The organism is Streptomyces sp. NPDC040610 (genome assembly GCF_055594065.1).
In genome coordinates, this window is the sequence record NZ_JBVIXA010000011.1 from 282,828 (window position 1) to 300,837 (window position 18,010).

An 18,010-nucleotide genomic window follows, 5' to 3' on the forward strand; every position below is an offset into this window, starting at 1 on the left:
GACCGGCCGTCGCCCGGCGCTCGACCGGTCCTGGTCCCGGCCCTCCGACCACCCCGGGGCTAGCCCGGGATGAGTCCGTCGTCGGAGAGCATCTCGCGGACCTCGTCCAAGGTCGCGTCGGGCGCCGGGAGGATCAGCTCGGACGGCTCCAGGGCGTCGTCGGGCAGTGGCTCGCCCAGCTCGCGCACCTTGTCCAGGAGCGCGTGCAGCGTCCTGCGGAAGCCGGACTCGTCGCCGCTCTCCATCTCATCGAGCAGCTCGTCGTCCAGCTTGTTCAACTCGGCGAAGTGGCTGTCGGCCAGCTTCACCTGTCCCTCCCCCATGATCCGTACGATCATGACGCCCTCCTCGGACGTGCGCGGTTCGGTCAAGGCCCGAGCGACTACTGCTTGTCGAAGCGCGGGGTGTCCCGCGGCTGCACCTGCTGGCTCTGGCCCTGACCGCCCTCGATGGCCTGCTGCGACGTGCTGGAGCCGCCGGCCAGCTCGGCCTTCATGCGCTGCAGCTCCAGCTCTACATCCGTACCACCGGAGAGCCGGTCCAGCTCGGACTGGATGTCGTCCTTGGCGAGGCCGGAGGAGTCGTCGAGGGCGCCGGAAGCGAGAAGTTCGTCGATCGCGCCGGCCCGCGCCTGGAGCGTCGCGGTCTTGTCCTCGGCGCGCTGGATCGCCATGCCGACGTCGCCCATCTCCTCGGAGATGCCGGAGAAGGCCTCGCCGATCCGGGTCTGGGCCTCGGCGGCGGTGTACGTCGCCTTGATGGTCTCCTTCTTCGTGCGGAAGGCGTCCACCTTGGCCTGCAGGCGCTGGGCCGCGAGAGTGAGCTTCTCCTCCTCGCCCTGCAGCGTCTGGTGCTGCACCTCCAGGTCGCTGACCTGCTGCTGGAGGGCGGCCCGGCGGGACAGGGCCTCGCGGGCCAGGTCCTCACGGCCGAGCGCGAGGGCCTTGCGGCCCTGGTCCTCCAGGGTGGAGGACTGCTTCTGGAGCTGGTTGAGCTGCAGCTCGAGGCGCTTGCGGGAGGTCGCCACGTCGGCGACGCCGCGGCGCACCTTCTGCAGCAGCTCCAACTGCTTCTGGTACGAGTAATCGAGGGTTTCGCGCGGGTCCTCGGCCCGGTCAAGGGCCTTGTTCGCCTTCGCGCGGAAGATCATCCCCATACGCTTCATGACACCGCTCATGGGCTTCGCGCGCCCCCTTCTGACGGACTTCCAGCTCCAGCTACTGCAACAGAACCCACGGTACGGGGTCTGTATCCATTACCGCACTGTTCGCGAGCGGATGCGCTCATCCCCAAGGACGACTGCACCGCCCGACTCTCCGGCGCAAGGAGTAGGTGCGCCCCCGGGAAACCGCCCCGCAAGGCCCCTTAGCCACATAATCAAGACGTCCGGTGTTGCGGGATCGTTCCCCATGCGACCGCGGTCCATGCCCACCCGTCTCCCACCACCACCCTTGCAAAGAGGCGCCTTCGGCCCCGCACCTCCTGACCCCGTCTCCCACCACCGCCCCGGCAAAGAGGGGCCTTCGGCCCCGCACCCCTTGACTACCCCGTACCCTTGGGCTTTGTGTTCCGTAGCCGATCCAAGGACGAGAAGGCCCCGGCAGCCAAGGCCCCGGTGACCGACTCTTCGTCCGAGCCCCGTGACCCGCAGGCCCCCAAGGGCCGCCCCACCCCCAAGCGTGCCCTGGCCCAGTCCCAGCGCCGCAGCGTGATGAACACGCCGACGACGCGCAAGGAGGCAGCCAAGCGCCAGCGCGACGAGCGCCGCGCCGCGATGGCCAAGCAGCGCGAGGCGCTGGCCAGCGGCGACGAGCGGTATCTGCCCGCGCGTGACAAGGGTCCGGTGCGCAAGTACGCACGTGAGTTCGTGGACTCGCGGTTCTGCGTCGCCGAGTTCTTCCTGCCGATGGCCGTGATCATCCTCGTCCTGAGCATGGTCCGCATCCCGCAGCTGCAGAACATCGCGCTGCTCCTGTGGCTCTTCGTGATCGTCCTGATCGTGGTCGACTCCGTCGCCACGGTGATCCGGCTGAAGAAGCGCCTGAACGAGCGCTTCCCGGACGAGAACAAGAAGGGCGCCGTCGCGTACGCCCTGATGCGCAGCCTCCAGATGCGCCGACTGCGGCTGCCGAAGCCGCAGGGCAAGCGCGGGGGCCGGTCCTGAGCGAGGACCGGGGCGCGAGCCCTGGCACGGGCGAGGCCGTCCGGCACGAACTGGTGGGCCGCCAGCTCGACGAGCGGATAGTGGCGCGGTTCCCGCTGGGCAAGCGGCTGCGCGTGCTCGACGTCGGCATGGGGCGCGGGGCGCAGGCGCTGCGCCTGGCCCGCGGCGGGCACGAGGTGACGGGCGTCGAGCAGGACGCGGACGCGCTCGCCGCCGTGCGCGCGGTGGTGTCCGCGGAGCCGGAGGGCATCCGGTCGCGGATGCGGGTCGTCGAGGGCGACGCGCGGGACACCGGGGTGCACTTCCTGCCGGGCAGCTTCGACGTCGTGCTGTGCCACGGCGGTCTGATGCACGTCGACGAGCCCGACGCGCTGCTCGCCGGGCTCGGCCGGGTGCTCGCGCCCGGCGGCCTGCTGTCCCTGGTGGTGCGCAACGCCGACGCCCTCGCCATGCGCCCCGGGCTGCGGGCGGACTGGGCGGGCGCGCTCGCCGCCTTCGGCTCCGACACCTACCGCGACGAGAGCGGCGCCGAGGTCCGGGCGCATCGCCTCGACGCCGTCGGGCAGTCCCTCGCGGGCATCGCGGCACCGCTGGTCGCCTGGTACGGCGTCCGGGTCTTCTCCGAGGCCACCGACATACCGGCCGCCGGTCCCGAGCTGGAGGCCCTGCTCTCCGCCGAGACCCGGGCCGGGCGCACGGACCCCTATCGGCGGGTGGCGACGATGCTGCACCTGTGCGGCGGGCGGGACTGAGGCCTCGTAACGGAGTCGGGGCCGACGCCTCGTAACGGAGCCGGGACTCACCCCTGGTCCAGCGGCCCCCTGTTCGGCCGCTCCCCGCAGGACGGGGCCCGGGGCGCGGCCGAGACTCGGGCTATGAGACTGCCGCGTACCCGTGTCCCGGCGCTTCCGGTGCTTCCCGCCGCCGCCGTTCTGGTCGTCCTCGTCGCCGGGTGTTCCGGTGCTGGTGGGGGCGGCGGGGACGGCGACCGGGCGGACAGGCCGGACCGGGCGACCACGCAGGCGGCGCCCGCCGCCGCGAGCGACCTTCAGGACGACTACCAGAAGGTGATCAAGGACGTACTGCCGTCGGTCGTCCAGATCGACGCGTCCGACAGCCTCGGCTCCGGAGTGGTCTACGACGACCAGGGGCACATCGTCACCAACGCCCATGTCGTGGGCGAGGAGAAGACGTTCCGGGTGACCACGGCCACCGGTGAGCAGCCGCTCGCGGCGAAGCTGGTGTCGGCGTACCCGGAGCAGGACCTCGCCGTGATCAAGCTGGACAAGGTGCCGAGCGGGCTGAAGGCCGCGAAGTTCGGCGACTCCACGAAGGTCGAGGTCGGCACGATCGTGCTGGCGATGGGCTCGCCGCTCGGCCTGTCGTCGAGCGTCACCCAGGGGATCGTCTCGGCGACCGGACGCACGGTCAGCGAGGGCAGCGACGACGGCGGCACCGGCGCGACCATCGCCAACATGGTGCAGACGTCCGCCGCGATCAACCCGGGCAACAGCGGCGGCGCCCTCGTCGACCTCGACGGCCAGGTCATCGGCATCCCGACGCTCGCCGCGACCGACCCGGACCTGGGCGACGGCGCGGCCCCCGGCATCGGCTTCGCGATCCCCTCGTCCATGGTCAGGACGGTCGCCGACCAGATCGTGCGGAACGGCCGGGTCACCGACTCGGGCCGGGCCGCGCTCGGCGTCAGCGCCCGCACCGTGCTCGGCGACGACTACCGCCCGGCGGGCGTCGCGATCGTCGAGGTGCAGGACGACGGCGCCGCGGCGAAGGCGGGTCTGGAGGCCGGGGACATCATCACGGACCTCGGCGGCACCCCCATCACCACCATCACCTCGCTGTCCGAGACGCTGGCGGCGGTGGAGCCGGGCGCCAAGGAGCGGGTGACGTACGTACGGAATGGTGACGAGCGGACGGCGGAGGTCACGCTCGGCGAGATGTAGCCGTGCGGCGCTTTCGGCGGGCACGGGCCGGGCCGGCGGGCGGGGGGGGGGGGGGGGGGGGGGGGGGGGGGGGGGGGGGGGGGGGGGGAGGGGGGGGGGAGGGGAGGGGGGGGGCCCCCCCCCCCCCCCCCCCCCCCCCCCCGCCGAAGTTCAGGAACGCCGGAGGTCAGGAGCCCTGGGCGCTGCCCGCGTCCTGCGCGTGCAGGCTCATCGGGCCGTAGATCTCCGAGGTGTCCTCGAAGAGGGTCACCTGGTCCGCGCCGCCCTCGCTCAGGTCCTTCCAGTGCTCACCGAGCCAGGTCTCCGCGTCTCCCTGAGTGGTGAACTCCTCGGGCTGCACGGCAGGCTGGACCTCCGTCCCGTCCGCCTTCTCGAACCGCCACGTCCATGCCGCCATGTCAGCCTCCCGAGGTCCGGTGGATGTCCCGGCAGCCGCCCGGAGCGGGAGCCGGAGCCGCTTGAAGCCTAGCCGGGCGCGCGCCGTCGGGGGCGACGCGGGAGGATCTTCCTGTGGAACTGACTCTGCTCGGCACCGGAGCCCCCGAAGGGCTGCCGTACCCCGGCTGCCCCTGCGCCGTGTGCGCGACCGCCCTCGGCGACGCGGCACGGGCCGCCACGGCGCTGCTCGTCGACGGCGTGCTGCTGCTCGACCTCACGCCCGGCGCCGCCTTCGCCGCCGCCCGCGCCGGGCACTCCCTCGGCGGGGTGCGCCAGGTGCTGCTCTCGCACCCGCACGACGGGCCCGCCGTGGAGGTGCCCGCCGGGCTGCCGCAGCCGGGGCGGGTGCCGGACGGGCGGGAGCTGGCGCTCCTCACCGGGCACCGGGTGCGCGCGGTCGCGACGGACGCGCCCGGCACCGGCTACGAGGTGACCGGGCCCGACGGCGACCGGCTGCTGTACCTGCCGCCGGGCGCCGCGCCCGCCGGTTTCCCCGCGGAGCAGGTCGCGTACGAGATGGTCGTCGCGGACGTCGTCGGCCGCCCGGACGGCCTGGCCCGGCTGCGGGCGGCCGGGGGCGTGACCCCGACGACGGACGTCGTGGCCGTCCACATCGGGCACGGGGCGCCCGCCGGCGCGGAGCTGACACGGCGGCTCGCGGCGGCCGGGGCGCGGGCCGTGCCGGACGGCACGACGCTGACCGTCGGCGCCTACGAGGACGTACCCGACCTGCCGCGCCGCACCCTGATCCTGGGCGGGGCCCGCTCGGGGAAGTCCGTCGAGGCGGAGCGGCGCCTGGAGGCGTTTCCCGATGTGCTGTACGTCGCCACGGGCGGCACCCGGGGCGGGGACGGCGAGTGGGCGGAGCGGGTGCGGGCGCACCGCGAGCGGCGTCCCGGCTCCTGGCGGACCACGGAGACCTGCGACCTCGTACCCCTGCTCACGGAGCCGGGGCCGCCGCTGCTCGTCGACTGTCTGTCGCTGTGGCTGACGCACGCGATGGACGAGGTGAACGCCTGGGACGACGCCGAGTGGGCGAGCGGCGGCGAGCGGTCGCTGCGCAAGCGGGTCACGGAACTCACGGACGCGGTGCGCGCCACGCGCCGGGTCGTCGTCGCGGTGTCCAACGAGGTCGGCTCGGGCATCGTCCCCGCGACCGCCTCGGGCCGCCGCTACCGCGACGAACTCGGCCGCCTCAACGCCGCGTTCGCCACCGAGTGCGAGCATGTGCTGCTCGTGGTGGCGGGCCAGGCACTGGCCCTGCGGGGCTGAGCGGGACGGGTACGCGGCAGGCGCCGCCGGCCGGGCCGCGCCCGCGGCCTCACGCGTCGGGCGCCGCGCGTCACACGTCCGCCTCCCGCCGCGCGATCACCCTGTACGCGTTCCCACCCCCGGTGCGCGTCAGCAGGGGTGCGAGGAGCAGGTCGGTCGCGTAGGCGAGGGCGAGGAGCGGGGTGGCCGCCTGCCAGGCCGTTCGGCGTAGGCGTCGGCGGAGGGGGGTCGGGGCGTGTGCGCGCCAGGGTGCGTCCGCCGCGGGCAGCAGGCGGTTGAGGACGAGCGCGCAGGCCGTGGTCAGGTCGGACGGCACGTGTGGGGTGCGGCGGTCGACGTCGACGACGGTGAAGCCGAGTTCGTCCAGCTCCCGGCAGAGGTTGGCGAGCGGCACGAAGTGCGGGTGGCGCGGCTGGCGGTAGGAGGCCCACCACTTGCCGAGCAGCCGGGCCGAGCGGCACTCGGGGTCCGGGGCCTCGACCAGCAGATGCCCGCCCGGGCGCAACACGGTGCGGGCGGCGGCGAGTTCCGCGCGCGGGTCGGGGCGGCGTTGCAGGTAGTGGACCATGCTGAGCACGTCGTAGCGCCCGGCGAGGCGTTCGGCCAGGTCGGTGAGGCGGCCCCGGTGGGCCTCCTCGATGCGGCCGCGCCGCACCCCCGCCGCGAGGCCCGGGTCGGTGTCGAGCCCGTCGAAGGCCGTGTACGGCAGTACGTCCTTGGCGGCGCCCGGGAAGCGGGCGCGCCCTGTGCCCACGTCGAGCCAGCTCTCGGGCTCGTCGATGCGGCTCAGCGCGCGGACTCCGGCGAGCCTCCGGGCGCGGCCCGACCCGGCCCGGGCCAGGAGCGCGGGGGCGCCGCCGCCGAGCCCGTGGCACAGGTCCTGGCGCCAGAAGTCCCGGTGGCCGAGGTCGTGGCGGGCCGAGCCGAGGCGGTAGAAGTCCAGGCCCTCGGCGGTGAGGCGGGGGTTCTGGAAGGTGTGGGCGCAGTCGTCGCACCGCTCCAGGGTGAAGCCGCCCGGCTTGCGCTGGATCAGGTCGGCGGTGCGCAGCCGCACGCGCAGGCGGGTCGAGCCGCACCAGGGGCAGTCGTCGCGGCGCGGTTCGTGGAACCGGGCGGTGCCCTCGGCGAGGCGGGCGAGGCACGCGGAGCGGCCTTCGGCGGTCTGCTGGGCGAGGTCCATGACGTACTCCCGGATGCTTCCGGCCCGCGGGACGCTCGCGCGGGGCGGCAGCACGCCGGAGGGGACGGCCGGCGGTACGACCATGCGATACATGCGGGACATTTGGAACGTAAGGGACGCGCTGCGGGGATTCAACGACGCTGGGGCGCGCTTGCGTCGCATGGCGTAACCGGGGTGCGGGTGGGTGCGCCGAGGAGTGGCTGACGGGGTGGGCGCCCGGGACCGGCTGACGGAGTGTCACGTGAGCCTCGGTCGTGGTCCGGGCCGTCGGGGCCGTTCGCGCGCACGGCATGCCCCGCCGGTACTGTTCGCCGAATGAGCTCGCTGATTCTCGACGACTTCACCGACCTGATCGAGCGGCCCGACGGCGGGGTGCGCCGTGACGCCGAAGAGCGCAGGGAGCGCCAGGCCCTGCCGCCCGGTGCCCTCGGCCGCCTCGACGACCTCGCCGAGTGGCTGTCGGCGGCGCAGGGCGCGGTGCCGGTCAAGCCGATCGAGCGGCCCCGCGCGGTGCTGTTCGCGGGCGATCACGGGGTGGCCGAACTCGGCGTCTCCGCACGGGCGGCGGGCGGCGCCGCCGACCTCGTACGGGCCGTCCTCAGCGGCGCGAGCCCCGCAGCCGTGCTCGCGCGGCAGCTCGACGTACCCGTGCGAGTCGTCGACATGGCCCTGGACTGCGACCCGGACACGCTGCCCGCCGAGGTCGCCGGGCACCGGGTGCGCCGCGGCTCCGGACGCGTCGACATCGAGGACGCGCTCACGCAGGAGGAGGCCGAACGCGCCGTCGCCGCGGGCATCGCGCTCGCCGACGAGGAGGCCGACTCCGGCACCGACCTGATCGTGCTCGGCGACATCAGCGTCGGCGGTACGACGCCCGCGGCCACGCTGATCGCCGCACTCTGCGGCACGGACGCCTCCGTCGTCACCGGGCGGGGCGGGGCCCCGATCGACGACCTTGCGTGGATGCGCAAGTGCGCCGCCGTGCGGGACGCCCTGCGGCGGGCCCGGCCGGTCCTCGGCGACCAGCTGGAGCTGCTCGCGACGGTGGGCGGGGCCGATGTCGCGGCGATGACGGGGTTCCTGTTGCAGTGCGCGGTGCGCCGCACGCCGGTGATCCTCGACGGGGTCGTGTCGGCTGCGGCGGCGCTGGTGGCCCAGCGGGTGGCGTTCCGTGCGCCGGACTGGTGGCTCGCCGCGCACGACAGCGGGGAGCCCGCGCAGGCCAAGGCCCTGGACCGGATGGCACTCGACCCGCTGCTCGCCCACGGCGTGAAGGTCGGCGAGGGCGTGGGCGCCCTGCTGGCGGTGCCGGTGGTGCGGGCCGCGGCGGCGCTGTCGGCGGAACTGCCCGTGGCGGCCGAGGAGTCCGACGCATCCGGCGGGCCCGACGCATCCGGCGAGCCCGGCGGGTCCAGCGCGTCCGACCAAGGCGCCAAGTCCACGGACGCGCCCACCGACTAGCCCCGACAGACCCCGACAGCCCCCGCACCCAGTCGCGCTGACCGCATATCACACCACAACGCCCCATAAGATCCCGTTTCATGGGAGAAGCACGGGCAGGGGAAGACCGGGCGGGCGAAGAGCGGCTGCGGACGTCCACGGTGGCCTCGCGGCGGGGGGCCGCCGTGGCCGTCTGGTATCTGCGGGCCGTGACGTTCGTGAACTTCCTGAGCGCCGTGTGGGTCTCCCTCGGCCAGGACCTGCGGCGCCACAACACCGAGAACTACTTCACCCCGTACCTGCTCACCGCGGGCTTCGCCTCCGGCGTCTTCACGATGTTCCTGGCGATCACCATGCGGCGCAGGAAGCGGGCGGCCTGGATCCTCAACCTCGTCCTGAGCGGCCTCTTCCTGCTCCTGTTCGCCTTCGCGATGTGCTTCCCGGAGATCAGGCAGTACGCGCAGAACTGGATCTCGCTCGGCCTCACCGCGCTGTTCGTCGGCGCGCTCCTCGTCGGCCGCCGCGAGTTCTACGCCGTCGGCGACCGCTCGAACCCCAAGCTCGCGGCGGCCGTGGCCGTCGGCGGGCTCCTGGTGGCGTCCCTGCTCGCCGCGTTCCTGGTGACCGTCACCAACCACGCCCACGACGAGTACCGCTCGACGTTCACCGACCGCTGGCGCTACGGCACGATGCGCCTGGTGTCGCTGGCCGCCGACGACTCCCGGTTCGCCGGGATCACCACGCCGGGCTGGGTCAACGTCACCATCAACGTCCTGAGCACGGTGCTCCTGTGCGCCGTCCTGTACGCCGCGTTCCGCTCCCGCCGGGCCGTCGACCCGCTGTCGGTGGGCGACGAGGAGCGGCTGCGGGCCCTGCTCGACCGGCACGGCGAGCGCGACTCGCTCGGCTACTTCGCGCTGCGCCGCGAGAAGAGCGTGGTGTGGTCCCCGACGGGCAAGGCGGCGGTCGCGTACCGGGTCGTCAGCGGGGTCTCGCTGGCCTCCGGCGACCCCATCGGCGACCCCGAGGCCTGGCCCGGCGCCATCGAGCCCTGGCTCGCCGAGGCCCGCGAGCACGGCTGGACCCCGGCCGTGATGGGCGCGAGCGAGGAGGCGGGCACCATCTACGCCCGGCACGGCCTTGACGCCCTGGAGCTGGGTGACGAGGCGATCGTCGAGATCGCCGAGTTCACGCTGGAGGGGCGGGCCATGCGCACCGTCCGGCAGGCCTACAACCGCGTCAAGCGCGCCGGGTACGAGGTCCGCATCCGGCGCCACCACGACATCCCCGCCGACGAGATGGCGTACCTCCTGAAGCGCGCCGACGACTGGCGCGACGGCGCCACCGAGCGGGGCTTCTCCATGGCGCTCGGGCGGCTCGGCGACCCGGCGGACGGCGAGTGCGTGATGCTGGAGTGCCGGGACGGCGACGGCGAGCTGCGGGCGGTGCTTTCCTTCGTGCCGTGGGGGCCCCAGGGGCTCTCGCTCGACCTGATGCGGCGCGACCGGGACTCCGAGAACGGCCTGATGGAGTTCATGGTCATCGAGCTGCTCCAGCGCGCGGCGGAGATCAAGATCACGCAGGTGTCACTGAACTTCGCGATGTTCAGGTCGGTCTTCGAGCGTGGCTCACGGCTAGGCGCGGGCCCGGTGCTCAGGCTGTGGCGCTCGCTGCTCAGCTTCTTCTCCCGGTGGTGGCAGATCGAGTCGCTGTACCGCGCCAACGCCAAGTACCGGCCCATCTGGGAACCCCGCTTCCTCCTCTTCGAGAAGAGCGGCGACCTGCTGCGCATCGGCGTCGCCGCCGCCCGCGCCGAGGGTTTCCTGGAAGCGCCGGGACTGCCGAAATGGCTGCACCGCACACATCTGGAGTCCCGACGATGAGCACCCTGTCCCGGCTGGCCCGCGCCGAGTGGGGCCCGCTGTACAGCACGGTCCGGGACAGACTTCGCGCCCGGCGCTGGCGCGCGATCCCCCTGACGCTGGCCGCCGTCTGCCTGACGGCGGCGTTCCAGTACGTGCAGAACCAGTCCTGGGGCTACCAGTTCGTCCAGAACATCGGCTGCATCCGGGCCGAGGACCCGCTGTGGCTGTCCCTGCTGCGCACCCCGCTCTCGCTCTTCGTGCCCGCGCTCGACCTGCCGGTGTGGGGCGCGCTCGCGCAGATCCTGCTGGTCTTCGGCATCGCGGAGTGCTGCCTCGGCTGGTGGCGCACGCTCCTCATCGGGTACGCGGCGACGCTCGGCGGCACCTTGTACGCCCGCCTCGGCATCGAGCTGGGGCCGGACCACCCGATCGGACTGCCCGCGTCCGACGCGCAGGTGGTGGACACCGGTCCCTCGGCCGCGGTCGTGGGACTCGCGGTGTACGTGTGCTGGCGCTACCGGGCGTACGCCACGGGGACCCTGGTGATCGTCCTGATGGTCGTCGAGGTGCTCGTCAAGAACAACCTCGCGGGCAAGGAGCATCTGGCGGCCATCGCCGGGGTCCTGGTGGCGACCGTGGTCGTCGAGGTGGTGGCGCGGGTGCGTCAGCGGGGGCGCGGCTCGGGGTCCGGTTTGCCGCCGATGAGGTCCTGAAAGCGGCGCCGGGGGCCCGTCCAGCGGCGGTCGTGGCGGAACGCGCGCAGGCCCGCGCGGGCCCGGGCGCGCGGCCGGTTGCGGTAGAACCTCCGCGCCCACGCCGAGCCGGGGCGGGCGAGCCGGATCGCGCCGACCAGCGCGACGAACGGCACCACCATCCCGATCAGGGCCGTGCGCAGCTTGCCCTTGGCCAGTGCGATCACGGCGAAGCCGCAGTTCAGGGTGATGTTGAGGGCGAACGCGACGCGGTCGTGGCGCTCGTCCGCGGAGAGCTCGTTCACGCCGAGCGGGCTGAACCCGGTGAGGATCAGCACGACCAGGGCCGTGGTGAGGACCACGACCTCCACGCTCTTGCGGCCCTGCTCGCTCCAGTACACGTCGTCCAGGTGCAGGATCAGCGCGAACTCGTCGAGGACCAGGCCCGCGCCCACGCCGAAGATGACGGCGGCGCACATCGACCCGAAGCTGTGCCGCCCGGCGGCGACCGCCCAGAAGCCGCCCACCAGCATCAGGAAGATGCCCGGTACGACGTGGTGGACGTGCACGTCGCCCGTCGTGATGTTGCGGAACGGCCCCTTCCCGGCGCGGATGAGGCGCGTGATGGTCCTGGTGACCAGGAACGAGCCCACGAAGGCGACCAGCGCGAGCAGCAGCGGCAACTTCCCCGGCTCCACGATGTTCCGGTACCACCAGTCGTCCATGGGCCCATCTTCCGGTTCGCCTCCCGCTTTCGCAGGCGGGGATGGCGACCGGCGGTGCCGAGGGGCGCCCCGGCCCGCCCCCGCCGGGCCCGGCCGCCCCGGGTAACCTCGCCGAATGCCCAGACCCACCCCCGCCGACGGCCTCCGGTTCGCCTTCGGGACGCTCACCGTGATCCCCGTCCACGTCCGCAGGTGGGACCGGGAGGCCGCCCGCGCGGGCATGCTGTGCGCCCCGCTCGCGGGCCTGGTCGTGGGCCTCGGCGCGGCCGCGGCGGGGGCGGCCCTGCTCGCCCTCGGCGCGAGCCCGCTGCTCGCGTCCGTCGCCGCCGTCGCCGTCCCGGCGGCGGCCACCCGGGGGCTGCACCTGGACGGCCTCGCCGACACGGCCGACGGGCTCGGCAGCGGCAAGGCGGCCGACGACGCGCTGCGCGTCATGAAGCAGTCCGACATCGGCCCGTTCGGCGTCATCACCCTCGTCCTGACGCTGCTCGCCCAGGTCGCGGCCCTCGCCGAGCTGTACGACGAGAGCTGGACGCACGGCGTCACCGCCACCGTCGTCGCCGCCACCACGGCCCGCCTCGCCCTGACTCTGGCCGCCCGCACCGGCGTCCCCGCGGCCCGTCCCGAGGGTCTGGGGGCCGCCGTCGCCGGGACCGTGCCCGCGCCCGCCGCAGTGGCGGTCCTCGCCGTCACCACGGCCGGGGCGGTGGCTGTGGGCGTGCCCGGCGGGGTGGCCTCGATGGCGCACAACGCGGCCGCCGTCGTGCTCGGCTGCGCCGCCGCCGGACTGCTCCTGCGGCACTGTGTGCGGCGCTTCGGCGGCGTCACCGGCGACGTCTTCGGCGGACTCGCCGAGACGACCACCACCACCGTCCTCCTTGTGCTCGCCCTCGGCCAGCACGCACAGTGAGGCGCACCGCAACAATTACGGGCGTAGGCTCGCGACGGGCTTACCACCCAAAAGCCCGCAAGACTTCATTGAAACCTCCTATGAAAGAGGGACTTCAGCACCGTGACTGCTCTGACTCTCAGCACCGCCGCCGCGTCCGGCCTGCGTGCCGACGCGATCGTCGTCGGTGTCGCGAAGGGCGCCAAGGGGCCGGTCGTGGCTCTTGGCGCCGAGTCCGTGGACAAGGCGTACGACGGCAAGCTCGCGTCCGTCCTGGAGACCCTCGGCGCCTCGGGCGGCGAGGGCGAGGTGACGAAGCTGCCCGCGCCGTCCGGCTTCAAGGCGCCGGTCGTCCTGGCAGTCGGCCTCGGCGCGGTCCCCGAGAAGGACTCGGCGTACGACGCGGAGACCCTGCGGCGCGCGGCCGGTGCCGCCGCCCGGGCCCTCGCGGGCACCAAGAAGGCGGGCTTCGCCCTGCCGATCACGGACGCCGCCGACGCGGGCGCCGTCGCGGAGGGCGCGCTGCTCGGCGCGTACTCCTTCGACGCCTACAAGGGCAACGGCAAGGACACCAAGGCCGCCAAGGGCAAGGGCAAGGCCGAGAAGGCCGGGGCCGCCGACAAGGGCGGCAAGGCGCCGCTCGCCGAGGTCGCCCTGCTCGGCGCCAAGCCGCGCGACAAGGCCCACAAGGCCGCCGTCGAGCGCGCGACCGCCGTCACCGAGGAGCTCAACCGCGCCCGCGACCTGATCAACACCCCGCCGAACGACCTCAACCCCGAGGCCTTCGCCGCGGTCGCCACCGCCGCCGCCAAGGAGCACGGCGTCAAGATCCAGGTCCTGGACGAGAAGGCGCTCGCCAAGGGCGGCTTCGGCGGCATCCTCGGCGTCGGCGTGGGCTCGGACGCCCCGCCGCGGCTGGTGAAGCTCTCGTACACCTCGTCGAAGGCGAAGAAGCACCTCGCCTTCATCGGCAAGGGCATCACGTACGACTCGGGCGGCATCTCGCTGAAGCCCGCCGGGCACAACGAGACCATGAAGTGCGACATGAGCGGCGCCGCCGCCGTGTTCGCCGCCGTGATCTCCGCCGCCCGCCTGGGCCTGGAGGTCAACGTCACCGGCTGGCTCGCGCTCGCCGAGAACATGCCGTCCGGCTCCGCCACCCGCCCCGGCGACGTCCTGCGGATGTACAGCGGCAAGACCGTCGAGGTCCTGAACACCGACGCCGAGGGCCGCCTCGTCCTGGCCGACGCCATCGCCAAGGCCTCCGAGGACAAGCCCGACGCGATCGTCGACGTGGCGACCCTGACCGGCGCCATGATGATGGCCCTGGGCGGCCGCACCTTCGGCGTCATGGCCAACGACGACGCCTTCCGCACCTCGGTGCACGAGATCGCGGAGGAGGTCGGCGAGCCGTCCTGGCCGATGCCGCTGCCGGAGCACCTGCTCAAGGGCATGGACTCCCCCACCGCCGACATCGCCAACATGGGCGAGCGCATGGGCGGCGGCCTGGTCGCCGGACTCTTCCTGCGCGAGTTCGTCGGCGAGGGCATCACCTGGGCCCACCTGGACATCGCGGGCCCCGCCTACAACGAGGCCGCCCCCTTCGGCTACACCCCGAAGGGCGGCACCGGCTCCGCGGTCCGCACCCTGGTGCGCCTCGCGGAGCGCACCGCCGCGGGTGACCTCGGCTGATTTCGTACGCTGGGTACGGCCCCGGAAGCCTCGGCTCCGGGGCCGTACCCATGGGTGTACGCGGGCGGCAGCGCGGTGCGCGTACGCACGGGCGTGCGGATTTCGCTGTGAATGAAATCCGCACGTCCACACGTGGTCCTGACCCTGTCGACGGGCGATCGGCCGTCCCATCGCCCGGCCCGGCGTCCCGCCTGTCGCCGACAAGTGCGAAGATGGGTTCTCGGCAGGACAGGGCCCCCACCACAGGGCCGAAGAAGAGCGGCCGTATACCAGCCGACCGACCGGTCGTCCCCGGTAAGAGGGGTCCGGCGCACGGCGCACATGCATGGAGGACGTGACGTGGCGAACGACGCCAGCACCGTTTTCGACCTAGTGATCCTCGGCGGTGGAAGTGGCGGTTACGCCGCGGCCCTGCGCGCCTCGCAGCTGGGTCTCGACGTCGCACTGATCGAGAAGAACAAGCTCGGCGGCACCTGCCTGCACAACGGCTGCATCCCCACGAAGGCGCTGCTGCACGCCGGCGAGATCGCCGACCAGGCGCGCGAGGCCGACCAGTTCGGCGTCAAGGCCACCTTCGAGGGCATCGACATCAAGGGCGTCCACAAGTACAAGGACGACGTGATCGCCGGCCTGTACAAGGGCCTGCAGGGCCTGGTCGCCTCGCGCAAGGTCACCTACATCGAGGGCGAGGGCCGCCTGTCGTCCCCGACCTCCGTGGACGTGAACGGCCAGCGCATCCAGGGCCGCCACATCCTCCTGGCGACCGGCTCCGTGCCGAAGTCGCTCCCGGGCCTGGAGATCGACGGCAACCGCGTCATCTCCTCCGACCACGCGCTGGTCCTGGACCGTGTGCCGGAGTCGGCGATCATCCTCGGCGGCGGCGTCATCGGCGTCGAGTTCGCCTCCGCCTGGAAGTCCTTCGGCACCGACGTGACCGTCGTCGAGGGCCTGAAGCACCTGGTGCCCGTCGAGGACGAGAACAGCTCCAAGCTCCTTGAGCGCGCCTTCCGCAAGCGCGGCATCAAGTTCAACCTCGGCACGTTCTTCGACAAGGCCGAGTACACCGAGAACGGCGTCCGCGTCACCCTCGCCGACGGCAAGACCTTCGAGGCCGAGGTGCTGCTCGTCGCCATCGGCCGCGGCCCGGTCTCGCAGGGCCTCGGGTACGAGGAGCAGGGCGTCGCGATGGACCGCGGCTACGTCCTGGTCGACGAGTACATGCAGACCAACGTGCCCACGATCTCGGCCGTCGGCGACCTGGTCCCGACGCTCCAGCTCGCGCACGTCGGCTTCGCCGAGGGCATCCTGGTGGCGGAGCGCCTGGCCGGTCTCAAGACCGTCCCGATCGACTACGACGGCGTGCCCCGGGTGACGTACTGCCACCCCGAGGTCGCCTCCGTGGGCATCACCGAGGCCAAGGCCAAGGAGGTCTACGGCGCGGACAAGGTCGTCGCCCTCAAGTACAACCTCGCGGGCAACGGCAAGAGCAAGATCCTGAAGACCGCGGGCGAGATCAAGCTCGTCCAGGTCAAGGACGGTGCCGTGGTCGGCGTCCACATGGTCGGCGACCGCATGGGTGAGCAGGTCGGCGAGGCCCAGCTGGTCTACAACTGGGAAGCGCTGCCCGCCGAGGTGGCCCAGCTCATCCACGCCCACCCGACGCAGAACGAGGCGCTCGGCGAGGCCCATCTCGCCCTCGCCGGCAAGCCCCTGCACTCCCACGACTGACCCCTCAGTCACACGGGCGCGACGACCACAGACTTCCTTCCCCGGGCTCTCGACTAACCTCGAGCAGGGGAGGCCCCATTGCGTAAGGAGCAACAGAAACCATGTCGGTTTCCGTAACCCTTCCGGCGCTCGGCGAGAGCGTCACCGAAGGCACTGTCACCCGCTGGCTGAAGGCCGAGGGCGAGCGCGTCGAGGCCGACGAGCCGCTGCTCGAGGTGTCGACCGACAAGGTCGACACCGAGATCCCCTCCCCCGCCGCCGGCGTCCTGGCCTCCATCAAGGTCGCTGAGGACGAGACCGTCGAGGTCGGCGCCGAGCTGGCCGTCATCGACGACGGCTCCGGCGCGCCTGCCGAGGCCCCCGCCCCGGCCGCCGAGCCCGCCCCGGCCCCCGCCGCCGAGGCCCCGGCCGCCGCTCCGGCCGCTCCCGCCGAGGCGCCCGCCGCCCCGGCCGGTGGCGCCGCCGAGGGCACCGAGGTCACCCTGCCCGCGCTCGGCGAGTCCGTCACCGAGGGCACCGTCACCCGTTGGCTGAAGGAGGTCGGCGAGGAGGTCTCGGCCGACGAGCCCCTCCTCGAGGTCTCCACGGACAAGGTCGACACCGAGATTCCGTCGCCGGTCGCGGGCGTGCTGCTCGAGATCGTCGTCGGTGAGGACGAGACCGCCGAGGTCGGCGCCAAGCTCGCCGTCATCGGTGCGCCGGGTGCCGCGCCCGCCGCGGCTCCGGCTGCCGCCCCGGCCGCCCCCGCCGAGGCCCCGGCTCCGGCTCCTGCGGCTCCGGCTGCCCCCGCCGCCCCGGCGCAGCCCGCCGCTGCCGCCCCGGCTCCGGTGCAGCCCGCGGCCCCGGCCGCTCCGGCTGCCGCCCCGGCCGCCCCCGCCGCCCCGGCCCCGGTCACCCCGGCCGACGACGGCGCGTACGTCACCCCGCTGGTGCGCAAGCTCGCCTCGGAGAACGGCGTCGACCTGGGCTCGGTCAAGGGCACCGGCGTCGGTGGCCGCATCCGCAAGCAGGACGTGCTCGCCGCCGCCGAGGCCGCGAAGGCCGCGGCTCCGGCCGCTGCCGCCGCCCCGGCCGCCGCAGCTCCCGCGGCCGCGTCGAAGGCTCCGGTCATCGAGGCGTCCCCGCTGCGCGGCCAGACGGTCAAGATGACCCGCATGCGCAAGGTCATCGGCGACAACATGATGAAGGCGCTGCACGGCCAGGCACAGCTCTCCAGCGTCGTCGAGGTCGACATCACGAAGCTGATGAAGCTCCGTGCCAAGGCCAAGGACTCCTTCGCCGCCCGCGAGGGCGTCAAGCTGTCCCCGATGCCGTTCTTCGTCAAGGCGGCGGCGCAGGCGCTGAAGGCCCACCCGGTCGTCAACGCCCGCATCAACGAGGACGAGGGCACCATCACGTACTTCGACTCGGAGAACATCGGCATCGCCGTGGACTCCGAGAAGGGTCTGATGACGCCGGTCATCAAGGGCGCCGGTGACCTGAACCTGGCCGGTATCGCCAAGGCGACCGCCGACCTGGCCAACAAGGTCCGGGCCAGCAAGATCACGCCGGACGAGCTGTCCGGTGCGACCTTCACCATCTCCAACACCGGCTCGCGCGGCGCCCTGTTCGACACGATCATCGTGCCACCGAACCAGGTCGGCATCCTGGGCATCGGCGCCACCGTCAAGCGCCCGGTCGTCATCAACCACCCCGACCTCGGCGAGACCATCGCGGTGCGGGACATGACGTACGTGACGCTCTCCTACGACCACCGTCTGGTGGACGGCGCCGACGCCGCCCGCTACCTGACGACGGTCAAGGCCATCCTGGAGGCCGGCGAGTTCGAGGTCGAGCTCGGCCTGTAGTCGCCCGCATACGGCTGTAACACTCGTCTCATCAGCGAGTACGCCCCCGTCCGGAGGTTTCCGGGCGGGGGCGCGGCCGTATTGTCTAGTGGTCGTTGTCCTGTCTTTATAGGAGCC

At 73.1% G+C, this 18,010-nt stretch carries 16 protein-coding genes; 11 read left to right on the forward strand and 5 right to left on the reverse strand.

The window, feature by feature from the left end:
• Positions 1 to 59 precede the first annotated feature (59 nt).
• Together pspAA and ACZ6AA_RS32125 are read right to left on the reverse strand one after the other, a co-directional pair.
• Complete coding sequence (gene pspAA, locus ACZ6AA_RS32120; protein ID WP_468449205.1) at positions 60 to 338, reverse strand: PspA-associated protein PspAA; 279 nt, start codon at positions 336 to 338, stop codon at positions 60 to 62.
• A 44-nt stretch (positions 339 to 382) separates the two neighbouring features.
• On the reverse strand, positions 383 to 1,177 hold the full coding sequence (locus ACZ6AA_RS32125; protein WP_405653914.1) for a PspA/IM30 family protein: 795 nt from the start codon (positions 1,175 to 1,177) through the stop codon (positions 383 to 385).
• 387 nt (positions 1,178 to 1,564) lie between these two features.
• Between ACZ6AA_RS32125 and ACZ6AA_RS32130 the strand changes: the two genes are divergently transcribed.
• From ACZ6AA_RS32130 to ACZ6AA_RS32140, 3 genes are all read left to right on the forward strand, one after another.
• Entirely contained in the window at positions 1,565 to 2,164 is a 600-nt protein-coding gene (locus ACZ6AA_RS32130) for a DUF3043 domain-containing protein (RefSeq protein ID WP_468449207.1), read from the forward strand.
• 53 nt (positions 2,165 to 2,217) lie between these two features.
• Complete coding sequence (locus ACZ6AA_RS32135) at positions 2,218 to 2,916, forward strand: class I SAM-dependent methyltransferase (RefSeq protein WP_471461851.1); 699 nt, start codon at positions 2,218 to 2,220, stop codon at positions 2,914 to 2,916.
• Positions 2,917 to 3,039: 123 nt separating this feature from the next.
• Entirely contained in the window at positions 3,040 to 4,125 is a 1,086-nt protein-coding gene (locus ACZ6AA_RS32140; protein ID WP_471461853.1) for a S1C family serine protease, read from the forward strand.
• A gap of 166 nt (positions 4,126 to 4,291) precedes the next feature.
• Here the strand turns inward: ACZ6AA_RS32140 and ACZ6AA_RS32145 are convergent, their stop codons facing one another.
• On the reverse strand, positions 4,292 to 4,522 hold the full coding sequence (locus tag ACZ6AA_RS32145; protein ID WP_380852031.1) for a hypothetical protein: 231 nt from the start codon (positions 4,520 to 4,522) through the stop codon (positions 4,292 to 4,294).
• 113 nt (positions 4,523 to 4,635) lie between these two features.
• Here ACZ6AA_RS32145 and ACZ6AA_RS32150 point away from each other — a divergent pair, with 113 nt between their 5' ends.
• Complete coding sequence (locus ACZ6AA_RS32150; RefSeq protein WP_471461856.1) at positions 4,636 to 5,835, forward strand: bifunctional adenosylcobinamide kinase/adenosylcobinamide-phosphate guanylyltransferase; 1,200 nt, start codon at positions 4,636 to 4,638, stop codon at positions 5,833 to 5,835.
• Between the two features lie 70 nt (positions 5,836 to 5,905).
• Here the strand turns inward: ACZ6AA_RS32150 and ACZ6AA_RS32155 are convergent, their stop codons facing one another.
• The gene (locus ACZ6AA_RS32155; RefSeq protein WP_471461858.1) at positions 5,906 to 7,117 is read right to left on the reverse strand and encodes a class I SAM-dependent methyltransferase; all 1,212 of its coding nucleotides are present in this window, start codon (positions 7,115 to 7,117) and stop codon (positions 5,906 to 5,908) included.
• 213 nt (positions 7,118 to 7,330) lie between these two features.
• On the opposite strand from ACZ6AA_RS32155, the gene cobT reads away from it, so the two are divergent.
• The 3 genes from cobT (at position 7,331) to ACZ6AA_RS32170 (ending at position 11,033) form a co-directional block, all read left to right on the forward strand.
• The gene (gene cobT, locus ACZ6AA_RS32160; RefSeq protein ID WP_468449217.1) at positions 7,331 to 8,476 is read left to right on the forward strand and encodes a nicotinate-nucleotide--dimethylbenzimidazole phosphoribosyltransferase; all 1,146 of its coding nucleotides are present in this window, start codon (positions 7,331 to 7,333) and stop codon (positions 8,474 to 8,476) included.
• Between the two features lie 80 nt (positions 8,477 to 8,556).
• Entirely contained in the window at positions 8,557 to 10,338 is a 1,782-nt protein-coding gene (locus ACZ6AA_RS32165) for a phosphatidylglycerol lysyltransferase domain-containing protein (RefSeq protein ID WP_468449219.1), read from the forward strand.
• Positions 10,335 to 11,033 carry a hypothetical protein gene (locus ACZ6AA_RS32170; protein WP_471461860.1) on the forward strand — a complete coding sequence of 233 codons (699 nt, stop codon included), beginning with the start codon at positions 10,335 to 10,337 and terminating at the stop codon, positions 11,031 to 11,033. The genes ACZ6AA_RS32165 and ACZ6AA_RS32170 overlap by 4 nt, the downstream gene beginning before the upstream one ends.
• Here ACZ6AA_RS32170 and ACZ6AA_RS32175 read toward each other — a convergent pair.
• The gene (locus ACZ6AA_RS32175; RefSeq protein ID WP_468449223.1) at positions 10,985 to 11,737 is read right to left on the reverse strand and encodes a hypothetical protein; all 753 of its coding nucleotides are present in this window, start codon (positions 11,735 to 11,737) and stop codon (positions 10,985 to 10,987) included. The genes ACZ6AA_RS32170 and ACZ6AA_RS32175 overlap by 49 nt on opposite strands.
• Before the next feature lie 115 nt (positions 11,738 to 11,852).
• Between ACZ6AA_RS32175 and ACZ6AA_RS32180 the strand changes: the two genes are divergently transcribed.
• From ACZ6AA_RS32180 to sucB, 4 genes are all read left to right on the forward strand, one after another.
• Complete coding sequence (locus ACZ6AA_RS32180; RefSeq protein WP_471461863.1) at positions 11,853 to 12,647, forward strand: adenosylcobinamide-GDP ribazoletransferase; 795 nt, start codon at positions 11,853 to 11,855, stop codon at positions 12,645 to 12,647.
• A 102-nt stretch (positions 12,648 to 12,749) separates the two neighbouring features.
• Positions 12,750 to 14,318, forward strand: a complete 1,569-nt coding sequence (locus tag ACZ6AA_RS32185) for a leucyl aminopeptidase (protein WP_468449227.1) — start codon at positions 12,750 to 12,752, stop codon at positions 14,316 to 14,318.
• A gap of 339 nt (positions 14,319 to 14,657) precedes the next feature.
• Positions 14,658 to 16,046 (forward strand): dihydrolipoyl dehydrogenase, encoded by a 1,389-nt coding sequence (gene lpdA / locus ACZ6AA_RS32190; protein WP_385712560.1) that lies wholly within the window; start codon positions 14,658 to 14,660, stop codon positions 16,044 to 16,046.
• Between the two features lie 101 nt (positions 16,047 to 16,147).
• On the forward strand, positions 16,148 to 17,893 hold the full coding sequence (gene sucB, locus ACZ6AA_RS32195; RefSeq protein ID WP_471461867.1) for a 2-oxoglutarate dehydrogenase, E2 component, dihydrolipoamide succinyltransferase: 1,746 nt from the start codon (positions 16,148 to 16,150) through the stop codon (positions 17,891 to 17,893).
• Positions 17,894 to 18,010: the final 117 nt, after the last annotated feature.

What these genes read in the sequence shown, in the direction of transcription:
- ACZ6AA_RS32180 (WP_471461863.1), top strand. Translation starts at nt 11,853, where the DNA reads ATGCCCAGACCCACCCCCGCCGACGGCCTCCGGTTCGCCTTCGGGACG.
- cobT (WP_468449217.1), top strand. Translation starts at nt 7,331, where the DNA reads ATGAGCTCGCTGATTCTCGACGACTTCACCGACCTGATCGAGCGGCCC.
- ACZ6AA_RS32175 (WP_468449223.1), bottom strand. Translation starts at nt 11,737, where the DNA reads ATGGACGACTGGTGGTACCGGAACATCGTGGAGCCGGGGAAGTTGCCG.
- ACZ6AA_RS32155 (WP_471461858.1), bottom strand. Translation starts at nt 7,117, where the DNA reads ATGTCCCGCATGTATCGCATGGTCGTACCGCCGGCCGTCCCCTCCGGC.
- ACZ6AA_RS32170 (WP_471461860.1), top strand. Translation starts at nt 10,335, where the DNA reads ATGAGCACCCTGTCCCGGCTGGCCCGCGCCGAGTGGGGCCCGCTGTAC.
- ACZ6AA_RS32165 (WP_468449219.1), top strand. Translation starts at nt 8,557, where the DNA reads ATGGGAGAAGCACGGGCAGGGGAAGACCGGGCGGGCGAAGAGCGGCTG.
- sucB (WP_471461867.1), top strand. Translation starts at nt 16,148, where the DNA reads ATGTCGGTTTCCGTAACCCTTCCGGCGCTCGGCGAGAGCGTCACCGAA.
- ACZ6AA_RS32125 (WP_405653914.1), bottom strand. Translation starts at nt 1,177, where the DNA reads ATGAGCGGTGTCATGAAGCGTATGGGGATGATCTTCCGCGCGAAGGCG.
- pspAA (WP_468449205.1), bottom strand. Translation starts at nt 338, where the DNA reads ATGATCGTACGGATCATGGGGGAGGGACAGGTGAAGCTGGCCGACAGC.
- ACZ6AA_RS32140 (WP_471461853.1), top strand. Translation starts at nt 3,040, where the DNA reads ATGAGACTGCCGCGTACCCGTGTCCCGGCGCTTCCGGTGCTTCCCGCC.
- ACZ6AA_RS32145 (WP_380852031.1), bottom strand. Translation starts at nt 4,522, where the DNA reads ATGGCGGCATGGACGTGGCGGTTCGAGAAGGCGGACGGGACGGAGGTC.